The following is a 14,650-nucleotide window of genomic DNA, read 5'->3' as shown; positions in this document are numbered from 1 at the left end:
GATCCGTGATAACCATGCAGCGCGCCGACTTCCATTTCGACCTGCCCGACGAGTTGATCGCTCGCTATCCTTCCGAGCAGCGGACCGACTGCCGTTTGCTCTGCGTCGACGGGAATAGCGGCGCGCTCGAACACGCTCGCTTCCCCGCCCTGCTCGACCGGCTCGAGCCGGGTGATGTCGTGGTCTTCAACGACACGCGCGTGATCCCGGCTCGTCTCTTCGGCCAGAAGGCCAGCGGCGGGCGCGTGGAGATGTTGCTCGAGCGCCCGCTCGACGCCCATCGAGGTCTGGCCCATCTTCGCGCCAGCAAGTCGCCGAAGCCTGGCACCGAACTGATTTTCGAAGGCGATGTCCGAGCCGTGGTCGAGGGCAGGCAAGACGCGCTGTTCGAACTCCGTTTTGTCGGCGACACGCCGATGATCGAACTGCTCGAGCGCCACGGGCACATGCCGCTACCGCCCTATATCACCCGCGAAGACGAGCTCGAAGATCGAGAGCGCTACCAGACGGTCTACGCACGCCGCGAAGGAGCGGTCGCGGCACCCACGGCGGGGCTGCATTTCGACGAGGCGATGATGGAGGCCCTGCGCGCCAGAGGCGTGGAGACTGCGTTCGTGACCCTGCACGTCGGCGCCGGCACCTTTCAGCCGGTGCGCGTCGACGATGTTCGCGAGCATCACATGCACAGCGAATGGTTCGAGGTCGGGGAAACGGCCTGCGACCAGGTCAATCGCGCCCGGGCGAACGGCAACCGGGTCGTCGCCGTCGGCACGACCAGCGTGCGCTGCCTCGAGTCAGCCAGTCAGGAAGATGGACAACTGACGCCTTACCGCGGCGAGACCGCTATCTTCATCTATCCCGGCTACCGCTGGCGCTGCGTCGATGCGCTGGTGACCAACTTCCATTTGCCGGAATCGACACTGCTGATGCTGGTATCGGCGTTCGCCGGTTACGACACGATGATGCGCGCCTACCGGGAAGCGGTTGCCGAGCAATATCGCTTCTTCAGCTACGGCGATGCGATGCTGCTCGAGCGTCGCCGCGCCAACTGACCCTCACCCCCGCCGCTGACCGCGTGGGTCGATGATTTCTCGCCGGGCCCGCGCAGCAGGCCCGAGCCCCGACAGTTCGAGAGTAGAGTATGCGAAACGAGTGCTTCATGAACTTCGAGCGCCTGGCGGAAGACGGCCGCGCTCGCCGTGGCCGCCTCACCTTCCCGCGCGGCTCGGTCGAAACCCCGGCGTTCATGCCGGTAGGCACCTACGGCACGGTCAAGGGCATGACACCGCGAGACGTGGAGGGCATCGGGGCCGAGATCATTCTCGGCAACACCTTCCACCTGTGGCTGCGCCCTGGCACCGAAGTGATCGAAGGCCAAGGCGATCTCCACGACTTCTCGCAGTGGCACAAGCCGATACTCACTGACTCAGGCGGTTTTCAGGTCTTTTCCCTCGGCGCAATGCGCAAGATCACCGAGCAGGGCGTGCACTTCCGCTCGCCGGTCGACGGCGCCAAGGTCTTCATGGGCCCCGAGGAATCCATGGCCGTGCAGCGCTCGCTCGGGTCCGACGTCGTCATGATCTTCGACGAGTGCACCCCCTACCCGGCCACCGAAGCCGAGGCGCAGAAGTCGATGGAGCTGTCGCTTCGATGGGCGGCCCGCTCCCGGGCGGCCCACGGCGACTCGCCGTCGGCACTCTTCGGTATCGTTCAGGGCGGGATGTATCCGGAACTGCGCAAGCGCTCCCTCGAGGGGCTGCTCGATATCGGCTTCGACGGCCTGGCGATCGGCGGTCTCTCCGTCGGCGAGCCCAAAGAAGAGATGATCCGTGTCCTCGACTACCTGCCAGAGTGGATGCCGAAAGAGAAACCGCGCTATCTCATGGGCGTGGGCAAACCCGAGGATCTGGTCGAAGGCGTCCGTCGCGGGATCGACATGTTCGACTGTGTGATGCCAACGCGGAATGCGCGCAACGGCCATCTCTTTACCGCCGACGGCACGGTGAAGATACGTAACGCCACCCACCGTCATGACACCGGTCCGCTCGAGCAGGCATGCGACTGCTACACCTGTCAGCACTTCTCTCGCGGCTATCTCCACCACCTTGATCGGTGCGGGGAAATGCTCGGTTCGATGCTCAATACGATCCACAATCTACGCTACTACCAGCGCCTGATGGCGGGTTTGCGCGGGGCTATCGAAGCGGGTACATTGGCCGACTTCGTAGCACAATTCTACCGGCAGCGCGGGCTTTCCGTGCCGCCCATGATCGAATAACCCGTCGCCACGACGATCACGGAAAAGCGCCTGCGTCCTGCGTGATTACCGGGTTACGGTCTGCAACCGAATCATGTCAGACGGGCAGTTCACGATCTGACGAGCCTGTTCAATACAACGGTCGGAGATACATCCATGCTGGACTTTTTCATTCCTGCGGCCCACGCCCAGGATGCCGGCGGCGCCGCCGGCGGTGGCATCGCGCAGATCATCATGCTGGTCGGCTTTGTACTGATCTTCTACTTCCTGCTCTGGCGCCCGCAGTCCAAGCGTGCCAAGCAGCACAAGAACCTGATCTCGAATCTGTCCAAGGGTGACGAAGTCGTCATCGGCGGTGGCCTCATGGGCCGGATCACCAACGTCACCGACGATTTTCTCAGCATGGAGATCGCCGAGGGCACGGAGGTCAACGTCCAGAAGAACGCCGTCGCTTCCGTCCTGCCCAAAGGAACGCTGAAGTCGATCTGACTCTCCTCGCCGCCGGCACACTCCCCGCCGGCGGCCTCCTTTTCCGCGACTCTCTTCGCACGACGATCACCTCGCGATCGTCACTGATTGAAAGGACAGGGCTTCCATGCTCAATCGTTACCCCCTGTGGAAGTATCTGCTGATACTCGTCGTCATCGTTGTGGGCGTCGTCTACGCGCTCCCCAACCTTTATCCGCAGGATCCCGCCGTCCAGATCAGCTCTACCGGCGGCAGCCTCGACAGCGAGCAGCTTGAACGCCTCTCCCAGGCCCTCGATAAAGAAGGCATCGACGTCAAGTCCGCCGAAATGGTCAGCGACAGTACCGGCCTGATCCGCCTGAACGATGCCGAACAGCAGCTACCCGCCCGCGATGTGGTCGATCAGACCCTCGACGACGACTACACCGTTGCACTCAACCTGGCCGACTCGACGCCCGACTGGCTCGCAAGCCTCGGTGCCGCACCGATGAAACTCGGCCTGGACCTGCGCGGCGGCGTGCACTTTCTGCTGGAAGTCGACATGGACGCCGCCGTCGAGCAGCGTCTGGAGGCAACGGCCAGCGCCATCCGCGCCGACCTGCGCGATGAGCGTATCCGCTATCGCGACACCCAGGTGGATGACGATTCGCTGCATCTGGAGTTCGCCAACGTCGAGGATCGTGACGCCGCTCGCACTCAGATTCGGCAGAACTTCAGCGAGTTCCAGATCGACAGTCGGGAACAGGGCCGCCGCGCCTTTCTCGACATGACGCTCACCGAGCAGTCTATCCAGGATATTCAGGACTACGCCGTCCAGCAGAACTTGACGACGATCCGCAACCGCGTCAACGAGCTCGGCGTCTCCGAGCCGCTGGTGCAGCGTCAAGGTCCCAACCGCATTGTCGTCGAGCTTCCGGGCGTGCAGGACACCGCCGAGGCCAAGCGCATCGTCGGCGCCACGGCGAATCTCGAGTTCCGACTCGAAGCCCGGCCGGACACCCCGGACGCCGATACCGAAACGCTCTCCTTTCGCAACACCCCGTCACGTACCGCGGCACTCTCCCGCGACGTGATCATTACCGGTGACCGCGTCTCCAGCGCCAGCCAGAGCTTCGACGAGAACGGCCGCCCGCAGGTCAACATCAACCTCGACGGCACCGGCGGCTCGCTGATGAACCAGGCCACGCGCACCAATATCGGGCGCAGCATGGCGGTGGTCTACATCGAGCACAACACGGAAACCCGCACCGTCATGCGTGACGGCGAGCAGGTCCAGGAGCGAATCCCGAGCACCGAGCGGGGCATCATCAGCCTGGCAACGATCCAGAGCGCGCTGAGCAACCGTTTCCGGATCACCGGGCTCGACTCCCCCACCGAGGCGAGCGAGCTGGCCCTGCTGCTGCGTTCGGGCTCACTGGCGGCGCCGATCTACTTCGTGCAGGAGAGCACCATCGGGCCAAGCCTGGGGGCCCAGAACATCGAGCGCGGCATCTTCTCGGTGCTGGTCGGTGGTCTGCTGGTCATTCTGTTCATGCTGGCCCGGTACAGGGCGTTCGGCGTGGTCGCCAACATCGCCCTCGGGGTCAACCTGATCCTGCTGATCGCGGCGATGTCGGTTCTCGGCGCCACGCTGACGCTGCCTGGCATCGCCGGCATCGTGCTGACACTCGGGATGGCAGTGGATGCGAACGTATTGATCTATGAGCGCATTCGAGAGGAGGTTCGCGCGAAGACCCCGGCCCAGCAGGCGATCCACGCCGGTTATGGTCGCGCCTTCACTTCTATCATCGATGCCAACCTCACCACCCTGCTGGTCGCCGTCGTGCTGTTTTCCATCGGCACGGGGCCGGTCAAGGGCTTCGCCGTGACCCTGTCGCTCGGCATTCTGACGTCGATGTTCACCGGCATTCTGGTGTCGCGTGCCCTCGTCAATCTCTCCATCGGCGGCAAGCCGGTGAAGAAACTCTGGATCTAGGAGCCGCGAGCAATGCGCCAACTCGACTTCATGGGCAAGCGTCGACTCGCTTTCGTCGTCTCGATCGTTCTGACGATCGTCTCGATCGGTGCCCTTGTGTTTTTCAATCTCAATCTGGGTCTCGACTTCACCGGCGGCACCGTCGTGGAGCTCCACTATGCCGCGGCACCGTCGCTCGATGACGTCCGCACCCTGCTCGCGAGCCAGGGCTTCGAGAACTTTTCGGTGCAGACCTTTGGTGCCACCAACGAGATCCTCGTGCGCCTGCAGCAGACGTTCAACAGCAGCGTCGGCGATCAGGTCGTCTCCGCACTGAACGGCAACGGCGCCTCCATCGACCTGGTTCGGGCCGAATTCGTCGGCGCCCAGGTGGGCGATCAGCTACGCGATCAGAGCGGCCTTGGCATGATCGTCGCGCTGGCGGGGGTGGCGATCTACGTGGCGTTTCGCTTCCAGTACAAGTTCGCCCTGTGCGCGTTGATTTCGCTGGGTCATGACGTGTTGATCGTTGTCGGCCTGTTCGCGCTGTTTCAATGGGAGTTCGACCTCACCGTACTCGCGGGGATCATGGCGGTGATCGGCTACTCACTGAACGACACCATCATCGTCTACGACCGGATTCGGGAGAACATCCGCCTCTCGCAGAGCAACGACATGGCGGAGATCTTCAACGGCGCCATCAACCAGACGCTGGCGCGGACCTTGGCGACTTCGGGTACGACCTTGCTGGTGTTGTTCGCGCTGTTCTTCCTCGGCGGGGACATGATCCACAACTTCTCGATCTCGCTGATTCTCGGGATCGTCGCGGGGACCTTCTCGTCGGTCTACGTAGCCGCCGCCCTGCTCATCGTGTTCAAGCTCGAACGCCAGGATCTGATCCCGGTGAAGAAAGAGAACGTCGAAGAAGAGCTGCCCTAGTCGCACTAGGGTTCGCTTGATGAAAAGGCCTCCCGATCGGGAGGCCTTTTTTTTATGCCCGGGATCGACAGGGCTGACGCTTACAGACGCCCCGGCATTCTCGCTGTCCACGGCGCACCGATCGTCAGCCAGGAGTCGGCAAGTTCGACCTTTCTCTTACAGCGATGGACTCGGCGGCATGGCATAAAGCAAACGATTGCACGGGGATCGATGAGGGGCTCACCGACGTCAACGATTCGCCCCCGGCAAAACATAACAACAGCCGCTATCGGGGGATCAACGCTATGCAAACGTCACGCTATGGGTGGCTGACTCTTGGAGTCGTCATCGCGGGCGCCAGCGCCCTGCCGCTACCGGCCTTGGCTGCCCCCAGTCGCGTTCAGGAAAGCTTCGATGAGACCGTCTTCTTCGGCGACAGCCTCAGCGACAGCGGCTACTATCGCGACGCCATAGGCGATCAGCTCTCGCTGCCCGCGGCGCAACGCAACTTCATCGGTCGGTTTACCACCAATCCCGGCCCGGTATGGGCCGAGCGCGTCGCCGGTCACTATGGCAGCAACGCCGGCACGAGCAACGACGGTGGCAACAACTATGCTGTCGGCGGCGCCCGAGTGACCGAACCCGTCATCACGACCTTCGGACAGGCCCCCGCGCTGAGCGAGCAGGTCGCGACCTATCTCGCAGCGACGGGCGGCGTCGCCGATGGCGGGAATCTCTATACGATCTGGGGCGGTGCCAACGATCTCTTCGCAGTCGCCAGCGGCGCCGAGGCCACGCGCACCATTGCCACGGCCGTCGCCGGCGAGGCCAACCTCATCGCCACGCTCGAGAGCGCCGGTGCGAATCACGTGCTGCTGTTCAACACCCCTGACTTCGGTTTAACCCCCCGCTTCAACGGCGATCCCTCCACTAGCGGCGGCGCCACGGCGCTTGCTCAGCAGTACAACACGGCACTTTATGCCGCCGTCGCCGATGGCGGAAATTCGGTGATACCGGTGGACACCTTCAGCTTGCTACAGGAGGTCGTCGACTCTCCCGATGCCTACGGCTTCACCAACGTGACCGAGCCTGCCTGCACGCAGACGCTACCGCTGTGCACGCCTTCCACGCTGGTCGAACCCAACGCCGATCAGACCTACCTCTTTGCCGATGCCGTCCATCCGACAACAGCGACCCATCGCATCATCGGCGACTATGTCGTCTCACTGCTCGAAGCGCCTCAGCTGCAACAGCTTTTGACACATTCGGCGGTACTCAGTGGGCGTACGCGTGCCAACCGGGTCGCGGCGCACCTCGACGCGGGCACACAGGCCGACGGCCTGCGCTGGTGGGGCGATCTGCGCGGCGAAAGTCAGGAACTCGACTCGGGGGATCTCTACGACGCCACGATGCCGGCGGGGCTCTTAGGCGTGGACTGGGCACGCGGTAGCCTGGTGCTGGGCGGGTTCGTCGGCTATGGCAATCAGAACGCTGACTTCGGCAACCGCCGCGGCGACTTCCAGCGGGAAGAGACGACGGTGGGGCTCTTTTCCGGCTGGTACACTGAGCGCGCCTGGGTCAACGCCCAACTGAGTTATAGCTGGCTCGACTACGACATTGACCGCCAGGTGCCGCTGGGCGCAGCCACCCGTCACCAGCGCGGCTCGCCAAGCGGTGATAACCTGACGGCCGCGGTCCATACAGGCTACGAGTTCAGCGCCTTCTCCATTCCGCAAGGGGACATCCGCACCGGCCCCATTGCTGGCGTGACCTGGCAGACAATCCAGCTCGACGGCTACGACGAAGACGGTCAGCCCTCGACCTCGCTGAGCTATCCCGATCAGAAGGTGGACTCGCTGGTGGGGCGGGTAGGCTGGCAGATTCGCCGCAACGGCCCCACCTTCAATCCCTACCTGCAGCTCGCCTACAACCACGAGTTCGAGAAGAGCCGTGGCGTCGAAGCCACCCTGCAAAGCCTACCGGAGCTAGGGGCCTATGAAGTCCCGGCACTCAGCTTCGATAGTGACTATGCCGAACTCACCGTCGGGGCGCGGACTTCCTTATGGGGCGTCGAGACGCAGGTGGGCGCCAGCGTCGAGCCCACCGATTCACGTACGACGACCCTGTTTCTGGGCCTGGGCAAGACTTTCTGAACCACACCCGAGCGTCGCGACGAGCGAGCCCCAAACGAAGACGCCCCGCCGGGCAAACCCGGCGGGGCGTCTTGAATGGCGTCACGTCTCGCGTCAGACAGCGACGCGAAGCTGCTGGGCCAGCGCTTTGTAAAGCTTCGGTCCGGCGGCCATCAGGCTGCCATCGACTTCCAGGCTCGGCGAGCCATCGATACCGCCGGAGAGCGCGCCGGACTCCTTGAGCAGCAGCGAGCCGATCCAGCGATCCTGCTCTTCGAGGCCCAGCACAAAGGCGCCGTCGGTGCGGCCGCTGGCGAATTCGATAAGGTCGAGAATCGGGCAGCCGCTGCCGATCAGGGTCTCGATCTGCGGCCCGAGGCGCTCGACGATGGTGAGGTACTGGGGAAGCCAGCGCTCGCGCTGATCGACACTGGGCCAGGAGAGCGCGATGCGCGCGCCGTTGACACCGCCGGCCTTGGAAACGCGCATGCGCTTGCCGTTGCCCTGGGCACCGCGACCACGGCTGATGAGGAACTCGTCATCGCTGAACGGGCAGACAATGACGGCATGCTCCGGACGCCCCTTGACCAGACAGACCATCGACAGGGCGAACTGTCGACCGCCCACGCCGAGGTTGGACTCGCCGTGGAAAGGCTCGATGTGCCAAACGGTCTCGCTGTCGGCGCCTTTGCCGTCGCGGTGCGGGGTGAAGCGTCCGCTGACGCCGTGCTGTGGATAACCGCGGGAGAGCTGATGAACGATCAGGGTTTCGGCGTTACGCGCGGTATCCTGCAGCAGGCTTTTGGTTGCCTGCTCGTCGTGGCTGACCTCGAGTCGGTCGCGAATACGGACGAACTGCTCCGCGGCACTACGTGCAGCGCGCAGCGCATACTGAACCATAGGATGCATGGATCTGGCCTTGGGGTGTCTGGGGGCTGTTAAAGAACGCGGCGAATTCTAGCAGATGGCACTCATGCTAGACTATGCGTTTTCCTCTCAAGCCCGATCGCTGACCTCATGCTCGACCGTATCCGTATCGTTCTCATCGGCACCAGCCACCCCGGCAACATCGGCGGTGCCGCCCGCGCCATGCGCAACATGGGCCTCGCCGATCTGGCACTCGTTGCCCCACGCTGCGACCCCAAGGACCGCGACGCCTTCTCGCGAGCCTCGGGTGCGCTGGAGCTGGTCGATGGCGCCCGCGTCTTCGACTCCCTCGAAGCCGCAGTCGCCGACTGCACGCTGGTGGTCGGCGCCAGTGCCCGTTCCCGCCATCTCCCCTGGCCGATGGTCGGGCCGCGCGCGCTGGCGGAGAGCCTGCCCGACGCGCTGGCCCCTGCCAACGCGCAGGCGGCGCTGGTCTTCGGCCGCGAGGACACCGGTCTGACCAACGCCGAGCTGCAGCGCTGCCACCGTCACGTGCATATCCCGACCAACCCGGATTTCAGCTCGCTCAATCTCGCCGCCGCGGTCCAGGTGCTCGCCTACGAGTGCCGTCAGGCCCATCTGGCGCTGGACACCACGCCCGCCGACGAAGAGGCGAGCCAGCCCTTCGGTGTCGAGTGGGACAACCCGCCGGCGAGCCACGCCGACATGGAGCGCTTCTTCGTGCACCTCGAGAAGACGCTGACCACGCTCGAGTTTCATGATCCGGACAATCCGCGCCAGTTGATGGCTCGCCTGCGCCGGCTATTCCTGCGCGCGCATCTCGACAGCATGGAGATGAACATTCTCCGCGGCATTCTTGGCACCATGGACAAGCGCCTCGCCGCCACGATGCCAGCCGCACAGCACGACAGGCCCTCGAAGCGCAGCGATAGCGGCCCAGACGACAGCGCCTGACCGGCATTCGATGGCAGACGACCGGCGTCGGCAGAAAGGTTGACCGTTTCACTCGGGTTTTCCATAATGCCGGCACTTTCGCAGTGACCATTGACTCCCGCCGATGCGCTTGACCACCAAGGGCCGCTACGCCGTCACCGCCATGCTCGATCTGGCTCTGAATGCCAATCAGGGCCCGGTCTGCCTGGCAGATATTTCCAAGCGGCAGAGTATTTCGCTTTCGTATCTGGAGCAGCTTTTCGCACGGCTGCGCCGGGCCGAGCTCGTTACCAGTGTGCGCGGCCCCGGCGGCGGCTACCGGCTGCGGCGTGCCCCCGGCGACATTTCGGTCGCCGGCGTCATCGATGCCGTCAATGAGTCCGTCGACGCCACCCGCTGCCAGGGCCAGGCAGATTGTCACCAGGGCAGCAAGTGCATTACGCATCATCTGTGGTGCGACCTCTCCGACGAAATCCAGCGCTTCTTGAGCGATATCAGCCTCGAAGAGCTGGTTCGCCGCGAAGAGAGTCGCCTCACCGCGTCGCGACAGCCCGCCGAGGATTCCGCCCTTGCGGACGATCCGGCGACCATCGCGCTATTGCAGTGAAGAACGACGCGCATGACGAACGACGCACGGTAAAGAACGACGCTGTGGAATAACGCGCCAACGGTTGCCTCCCTTTCACGGGGTCGCACCGGCGCCGGTATCACGATCGACCCGGAGACACGTCGCCCCATGAGCGCTCCTCTTTATCTGGACTACGCCGCCACGACCCCTGCCGACCCGCGGGTTGTCGAGCAAATGATGCGGCATCTGAGCATGGACGGTGTCTACGCCAATCCCGCGTCGCGCAGCCATATGCCCGGCTGGCTTGCCGAGCAGGCGGTCGAGGGCGCGCGGCGTCAGGTTGCCGACCTGGTCAATGCCGATCCGCGAGAGATCGTATGGACCTCCGGCGCGACCGAGGCCGACAACCTGGCGCTCATCGGCTACATGCGAGCGAACCGCAGTCGCGGGCGACACCTGATCACTTCGATCATCGAGCACAAGGCGATCATCGACACCGCCCGCGCGCTGGAAGCCGAGGGTTTCGACGTTACCTGGCTCGCGCCGGAGCGTGATGGCACCGTCTCGCCGGCGCGGCTGAGAGCCGCAATGCGCGACGACACCGTGCTGGTTTCGCTGATGGCGGTGAACAACGAGCTCGGTAGCGTCAACGACATCACCGCACTCGCCGAAGTCGCCCACGCGTTCGGTGCGCACTTTCATACCGACGCCGCCCAGGCCTCGGGAAGGCTGGCACTCGACGTCGAGGCAATGGGTATCGACATGATGTCGCTCTCCGCGCACAAGGCCTACGGCCCCAAGGGCATCGGCGCACTCTACGTGAGGCGGGACCCGGCGCTGCGCATCGAGGCACTGATCCATGGTGGCGGTCACGAGCGCGGCATGCGCTCCGGCACCCTGGCCACGCACCAGATCGTCGGCATGGGAGAAGCCTTCGCGATTGCCCGGGACGAGCGCGAGCGCGATGGCGAGCACGTTGGCGCCCTGCGCGAGCGTTTTCTGGCGGGCCTTGCCGGGCTTACGGGCGTTCATCAACACGTCCCGCAGGAGCGCTCGATTCCCAATATCGTCAATCTCGCGTTCGACGACGTCGATGGGGAGTCGCTGCTGATGGCCCTGCGCGGGTTGGCGCTGTCGACGGGCTCGGCCTGCAACTCCGCGAGCGTCGAGCCTTCCTACGTACTCAAAGGTGTCGGCGTTCCCCATTTGCAGGCGCTGGCGTCCATTCGTTTCAGCTTCGGCCGATTCACGTCCCTCGACGAGATCGACAGCGCCGTCGACGAAATCCGCCGAGCGCTGACGACATTGCGGGCCAGCGCCAATCAAGTGTCGAACTCGCGCTGACCGCGAGCCAACCTCGCTTGCGCCTTCACTACCATTACCGCTTTCATCGACGTCAGGGAGAGTCATGATGCAGAACATCACCATCAGCGAATCCGCCGCCAATCAGATCCGTAATGTGCTCGCCGAGCGCGGCAGCGGCGTCGGGCTTCGCGTCGCCGTCAAGCCGAGCGGCTGCTCCGGCTATAGCTACGTGCTCGACATCGCCGACGAGCCGCGTGCCGACGAGATCACCTTCGAGGAGCGCGGCGTCAAGGTGCTGGTCGACAAGGAAGCGCTGCAGATTCTGGACGGCACCGAGGTCGACTACGTCAGCGAAGGGCTCAACCGCTTCTTCCGCTTCAACAACCCCAACGTCACCGACGAGTGCGGCTGCGGCGAGAGCTTCAACGTCTAGCACCCACGCCGCACCTGCCGGGGTGCGTGGTATCGGGCCTTGAGCTACAATGGCGCGCTTTCGACCGGGCAGGCCACGCTTTGGCCTCTGCTCGATCGACGCGCCGCCTCGCAACCCGAGCCGCGGCCCACAGACGAACTCGACCGACGCGCCATGTTCTAACCCGTGGCGCGTCGCGCTTTCATGACCCGGTCGCACGCGACCTCACCCTCAATCAGGAGTCATTCATCATGGCCACCGAACGTACACTCTCCATCATCAAGCCGGACGCCGTCGCCAAGAATGCCATCGGTGACATCTACAGCCGCTTCGAGAACGCCGGTCTGCAGATCGTCGCTGCCAAGATGCTGCACCTCTCCCAGGAGCAGGCCGAAGGTTTCTACGCCGAGCACGCCGAACGCGGCTTCTTCAAGGACCTGGTTGCATTCATGACCTCCGGCCCGGTCATGGTGCAGGCTCTCGAAGGTGACGGCGCGATTGCCAAGAACCGCGAGCTCATGGGAGCCACCAACCCGAAGGAAGCCGAAGCGGGCACCATCCGCGCCGACTTCGCGACGTCCATCGACGCCAACGCCGTTCACGGCTCCGACGCCCCAGAATCCGCCGCTCGCGAAATCAGCTACTTCTTCAGCGACGACGAGATCTGCCCGCGCGGTTAATGCCGCCGACCGGTCGGCCGCCCGGCCGACCGGTTGTTCGCAGCGGTCCCCCTTTCACACTTCCAGCCGGTCCCCTTTGCCATGAGCGCAGTCACCGTCACTCCCCGCACCAACCTCCTGGGTCTCTCCCGCGAGCAGATGGAGACGTTCTTCGTCTCGCTGGGCGAGAAGAAGTTTCGTGCCGCCCAGGTCATGAAGTGGATTCATCAGGAGGGGTGCGACGACTTCGAGTCGATGACCAACCTCTCCAAGTCGTTGCGCACACGGCTGGCCGAGCACGCGGAAATTCGCGGCCCCGGTGTCGTCTACGAGGGCACCTCGAGCGACGGCACACGCAAGTGGGTGCTGGAAGTGGAAGATGGCAGCTACGTCGAAACGGTGCTGATTCCCGCCGACAACGGCACGCGGCGCACGCTCTGCGTCTCGTCTCAGGTCGGCTGCTCGCTCGACTGCAGTTTCTGCTCCACCGGCAAGCAGGGTTTTCAGCGCAACCTGACCAGCGCCGAAATCATCGGCCAGGTCTGGGTGGCGCAGCAGCGCGCCGGCGGCCGCATGAGCGCCGCCGACGGTCGCCGTGCCATCACCAACGTGGTGATGATGGGCATGGGCGAACCGCTGCTCAACTACGACAACGTCGTGCCGTCGATGAAGCTGATGCTCGACGACAACGCCTACGGCATGTCCAAGCGCCGGGTGACGCTCTCGACCTCGGGCGTGGTGCCGATGATCGACAAGCTCGGCGATGACATCGACGTGAGCCTGGCGATCTCGCTGCACGCCGCCAACGACGAGCTTCGCAACGAGCTGGTGCCGCTCAACCGCAAGTACGATATCGCCAAGCTGCTCGACGCCTGCAAGCGCTATCTCGCCAAATCCGACAGCGCTCGACACGTGACCATCGAGTACACGCTGATCAAGGACGTCAACGATCAGCAGCAGCATGCCGAGGAGCTCATCGCCCTGCTTGAAGAGCTGCCGTGCAAGATCAACCTGATTCCGTTCAACCCGTTCCCGCATTCGGGTTACGAGAAACCGTCCCGCAATCAGGTCATGCGCTTTCAGACCTGGCTCTACGAGCTCGGACACACCGCGATGGTGCGTACCACCCGCGGCGACGACATCGACGCTGCCTGCGGCCAGCTCGTCGGGCGCGTCAAGGATCGCACCAAGCGCCATGAGCGCTACATCCAGTCGATCCAGCTCGATGCCGATTGAGCGTGGCACCGGGACGAGGCAAGTTGCCCCCTGGGTGTCGCCTTGACTTCGCCTCGGTGCGGCGCTTTGATGGGAGCCCCAAAACCGCTTCGTTTTCAGCCGCTCGGGACTCGATGAACCACACCGCGCCGTCCGTTCCCGATTCAGGGGAGAGTCATTCATGAATCGCCCACTGCGTCCCACGTCGATACGCACGACCGGTATCGTCCTTGGGCTGGCGATTCTACTGCATGGCTGCGCGACGCCGGTTGCCTCCAACAGACCGGAAAGCGCGTCGCCTGAAGACGCTGCGGCGGCCTACACCCGTCTCGGCAAGGCGTATCTGGCTGAAAATAACGGGCCTCGCGCGCAACAGGCCCTCGAGCACGCGCTCGAAATCGACGCCGACAACAGCGAGGCGATGGAGGGGCTTGCGCTGCTCTATCAGCGTCAAGGCGAGCTTGAACTCGCCGAGCGCTTCTTCGAGCGTGCGCTGCGCGCCGACCCGGAGGCCACTCGGATCCGCAACAACTACGCCGCGCTGCTCTTTCAGCGCCAGCGCTACGCGCAGGCGTGCCAGCAGCTCGAGCGGGCCAGCCACGACATCACCTATACCAATCGAGCCCAGCTCTTCGCGAATCTGGGCCAGTGTGAGATCGCTCAGGGCGACACGGCCGCGGCCGAACAGCACTACCGCCGCGCGCTGGACATCGATCCACGCAGCGCACGGAGCCTGCTGGCCCTGGCGACCATCGATCATACGCAGGGTAACAACGAACAGGCCTGGGAGCGCCTACAGCGCTATTTCACCGTGGCAGGTCCCAGCGACGACAGCCTGAGGTTGGCAAGCGACATCGCCAGCGCCCGGGATGACGACGCCCGCGCCGCCTTTTACCGTCAGCAGCTCGACGGCGCCCAGGCAAACCGACCCTAGAATCGAT

Annotated in this window: 14 protein-coding genes; 13 read left to right on the top strand and 1 reads right to left on the bottom strand. The window is 64.1% G+C overall.

Translation table 11 applies throughout. The features are described 5' to 3' along the window. The first annotated feature begins 14 nt into the window (after positions 1 to 14). From queA to DOM41_RS09510, 6 genes are all read left to right on the top strand, one after another. Entirely contained in the window at positions 15 to 1,052 is a 1,038-nt protein-coding gene (gene queA / locus DOM41_RS09535) for a tRNA preQ1(34) S-adenosylmethionine ribosyltransferase-isomerase QueA (RefSeq protein WP_110686576.1), read from the top strand. A 107-nt stretch (positions 1,053 to 1,159) separates the two neighbouring features. Beyond that, complete coding sequence (gene tgt, locus DOM41_RS09530) at positions 1,160 to 2,278, top strand: tRNA guanosine(34) transglycosylase Tgt (protein WP_110686575.1); 1,119 nt, start codon at positions 1,160 to 1,162, stop codon at positions 2,276 to 2,278. 135 nt (positions 2,279 to 2,413) lie between these two features. Continuing rightward, entirely contained in the window at positions 2,414 to 2,746 is a 333-nt protein-coding gene (gene yajC, locus DOM41_RS09525) for a preprotein translocase subunit YajC (protein WP_110686574.1), read from the top strand. Between the two features lie 106 nt (positions 2,747 to 2,852). Continuing rightward, positions 2,853 to 4,700 carry a protein translocase subunit SecD gene (gene secD / locus DOM41_RS09520; protein ID WP_110686573.1) on the top strand — a complete coding sequence of 616 codons (1,848 nt, stop codon included), beginning with the start codon at positions 2,853 to 2,855 and terminating at the stop codon, positions 4,698 to 4,700. 12 nt (positions 4,701 to 4,712) lie between these two features. Then, the gene (gene secF / locus DOM41_RS09515) at positions 4,713 to 5,618 is read left to right on the top strand and encodes a protein translocase subunit SecF (RefSeq protein WP_110686572.1); all 906 of its coding nucleotides are present in this window, start codon (positions 4,713 to 4,715) and stop codon (positions 5,616 to 5,618) included. Positions 5,619 to 5,902: 284 nt separating this feature from the next. Then, positions 5,903 to 7,750, top strand: coding sequence for an autotransporter domain-containing protein (locus tag DOM41_RS09510; protein WP_188112382.1), 1,848 nt, complete (start codon positions 5,903 to 5,905; stop codon positions 7,748 to 7,750). A gap of 93 nt (positions 7,751 to 7,843) precedes the next feature. Here the strand turns inward: DOM41_RS09510 and DOM41_RS09505 are convergent, their stop codons facing one another. Next, positions 7,844 to 8,638: an inositol monophosphatase family protein gene (locus DOM41_RS09505; protein WP_110686570.1), complete on the bottom strand. Its 795-nt coding sequence runs from the start codon at positions 8,636 to 8,638 to the stop codon at positions 7,844 to 7,846. Between the two features lie 108 nt (positions 8,639 to 8,746). Here DOM41_RS09505 and DOM41_RS09500 point away from each other — a divergent pair, with 108 nt between their 5' ends. From DOM41_RS09500 to pilW, 7 genes are all read left to right on the top strand, one after another. Continuing rightward, positions 8,747 to 9,571 carry an RNA methyltransferase gene (locus tag DOM41_RS09500; RefSeq protein ID WP_110686569.1) on the top strand — a complete coding sequence of 275 codons (825 nt, stop codon included), beginning with the start codon at positions 8,747 to 8,749 and terminating at the stop codon, positions 9,569 to 9,571. 103 nt (positions 9,572 to 9,674) lie between these two features. After that, complete coding sequence (gene iscR / locus DOM41_RS09495; protein WP_110686568.1) at positions 9,675 to 10,157, top strand: Fe-S cluster assembly transcriptional regulator IscR; 483 nt, start codon at positions 9,675 to 9,677, stop codon at positions 10,155 to 10,157. Between the two features lie 129 nt (positions 10,158 to 10,286). Continuing rightward, positions 10,287 to 11,462 carry an aminotransferase class V-fold PLP-dependent enzyme gene (locus DOM41_RS09490; RefSeq protein ID WP_110686567.1) on the top strand — a complete coding sequence of 392 codons (1,176 nt, stop codon included), beginning with the start codon at positions 10,287 to 10,289 and terminating at the stop codon, positions 11,460 to 11,462. A gap of 67 nt (positions 11,463 to 11,529) precedes the next feature. Beyond that, positions 11,530 to 11,856, top strand: a complete 327-nt coding sequence (locus tag DOM41_RS09485) for a HesB/IscA family protein (RefSeq protein ID WP_110686566.1) — start codon at positions 11,530 to 11,532, stop codon at positions 11,854 to 11,856. Positions 11,857 to 12,086: 230 nt separating this feature from the next. Continuing rightward, positions 12,087 to 12,515: a nucleoside-diphosphate kinase gene (gene ndk, locus DOM41_RS09480; RefSeq protein ID WP_110667547.1), complete on the top strand. Its 429-nt coding sequence runs from the start codon at positions 12,087 to 12,089 to the stop codon at positions 12,513 to 12,515. 81 nt (positions 12,516 to 12,596) lie between these two features. Further along, on the top strand, positions 12,597 to 13,730 hold the full coding sequence (rlmN, locus tag DOM41_RS09475; protein ID WP_110686565.1) for a dual-specificity RNA methyltransferase RlmN: 1,134 nt from the start codon (positions 12,597 to 12,599) through the stop codon (positions 13,728 to 13,730). 160 nt (positions 13,731 to 13,890) lie between these two features. Beyond that, a complete protein-coding gene (pilW, locus tag DOM41_RS09470; RefSeq protein ID WP_110686564.1) occupies positions 13,891 to 14,643 on the top strand; it encodes a type IV pilus biogenesis/stability protein PilW in 753 nt (250 codons plus the stop codon). The last annotated feature ends 7 nt before the right edge of the window (positions 14,644 to 14,650 follow it).

This window comes from Salinicola aestuarinus (assembly GCF_003206645.1).
GTDB classification, from domain to species: Bacteria; Pseudomonadota; Gammaproteobacteria; order Pseudomonadales; family Halomonadaceae; genus Salinicola; species Salinicola aestuarinus.
The sequence above is the reverse complement of the archived record's forward strand: the minus strand, read 5'-3'. Positions and strand labels throughout refer to the sequence as shown.

Excerpts from the sequence above, each read along its gene's own strand:
- pilW (WP_110686564.1), top strand. The coding sequence starts at position 13,891 with ATGAATCGCCCACTGCGTCCCACGTCGATACGCACGACCGGTATCGTC.
- DOM41_RS09490 (WP_110686567.1), top strand. The coding sequence starts at position 10,287 with ATGAGCGCTCCTCTTTATCTGGACTACGCCGCCACGACCCCTGCCGAC.
- ndk (WP_110667547.1), top strand. The coding sequence starts at position 12,087 with ATGGCCACCGAACGTACACTCTCCATCATCAAGCCGGACGCCGTCGCC.
- tgt (WP_110686575.1), top strand. The coding sequence starts at position 1,160 with ATGAACTTCGAGCGCCTGGCGGAAGACGGCCGCGCTCGCCGTGGCCGC.
- DOM41_RS09485 (WP_110686566.1), top strand. The coding sequence starts at position 11,530 with ATGCAGAACATCACCATCAGCGAATCCGCCGCCAATCAGATCCGTAAT.
- secF (WP_110686572.1), top strand. The coding sequence starts at position 4,713 with ATGCGCCAACTCGACTTCATGGGCAAGCGTCGACTCGCTTTCGTCGTC.
- queA (WP_110686576.1), top strand. The coding sequence starts at position 15 with ATGCAGCGCGCCGACTTCCATTTCGACCTGCCCGACGAGTTGATCGCT.
- yajC (WP_110686574.1), top strand. The coding sequence starts at position 2,414 with ATGCTGGACTTTTTCATTCCTGCGGCCCACGCCCAGGATGCCGGCGGC.
- DOM41_RS09510 (WP_188112382.1), top strand. The coding sequence starts at position 5,903 with ATGCAAACGTCACGCTATGGGTGGCTGACTCTTGGAGTCGTCATCGCG.
- DOM41_RS09500 (WP_110686569.1), top strand. The coding sequence starts at position 8,747 with ATGCTCGACCGTATCCGTATCGTTCTCATCGGCACCAGCCACCCCGGC.
- secD (WP_110686573.1), top strand. The coding sequence starts at position 2,853 with ATGCTCAATCGTTACCCCCTGTGGAAGTATCTGCTGATACTCGTCGTC.
- DOM41_RS09505 (WP_110686570.1), bottom strand. The coding sequence starts at position 8,638 with ATGCATCCTATGGTTCAGTATGCGCTGCGCGCTGCACGTAGTGCCGCG.
- rlmN (WP_110686565.1), top strand. The coding sequence starts at position 12,597 with ATGAGCGCAGTCACCGTCACTCCCCGCACCAACCTCCTGGGTCTCTCC.
- iscR (WP_110686568.1), top strand. The coding sequence starts at position 9,675 with ATGCGCTTGACCACCAAGGGCCGCTACGCCGTCACCGCCATGCTCGAT.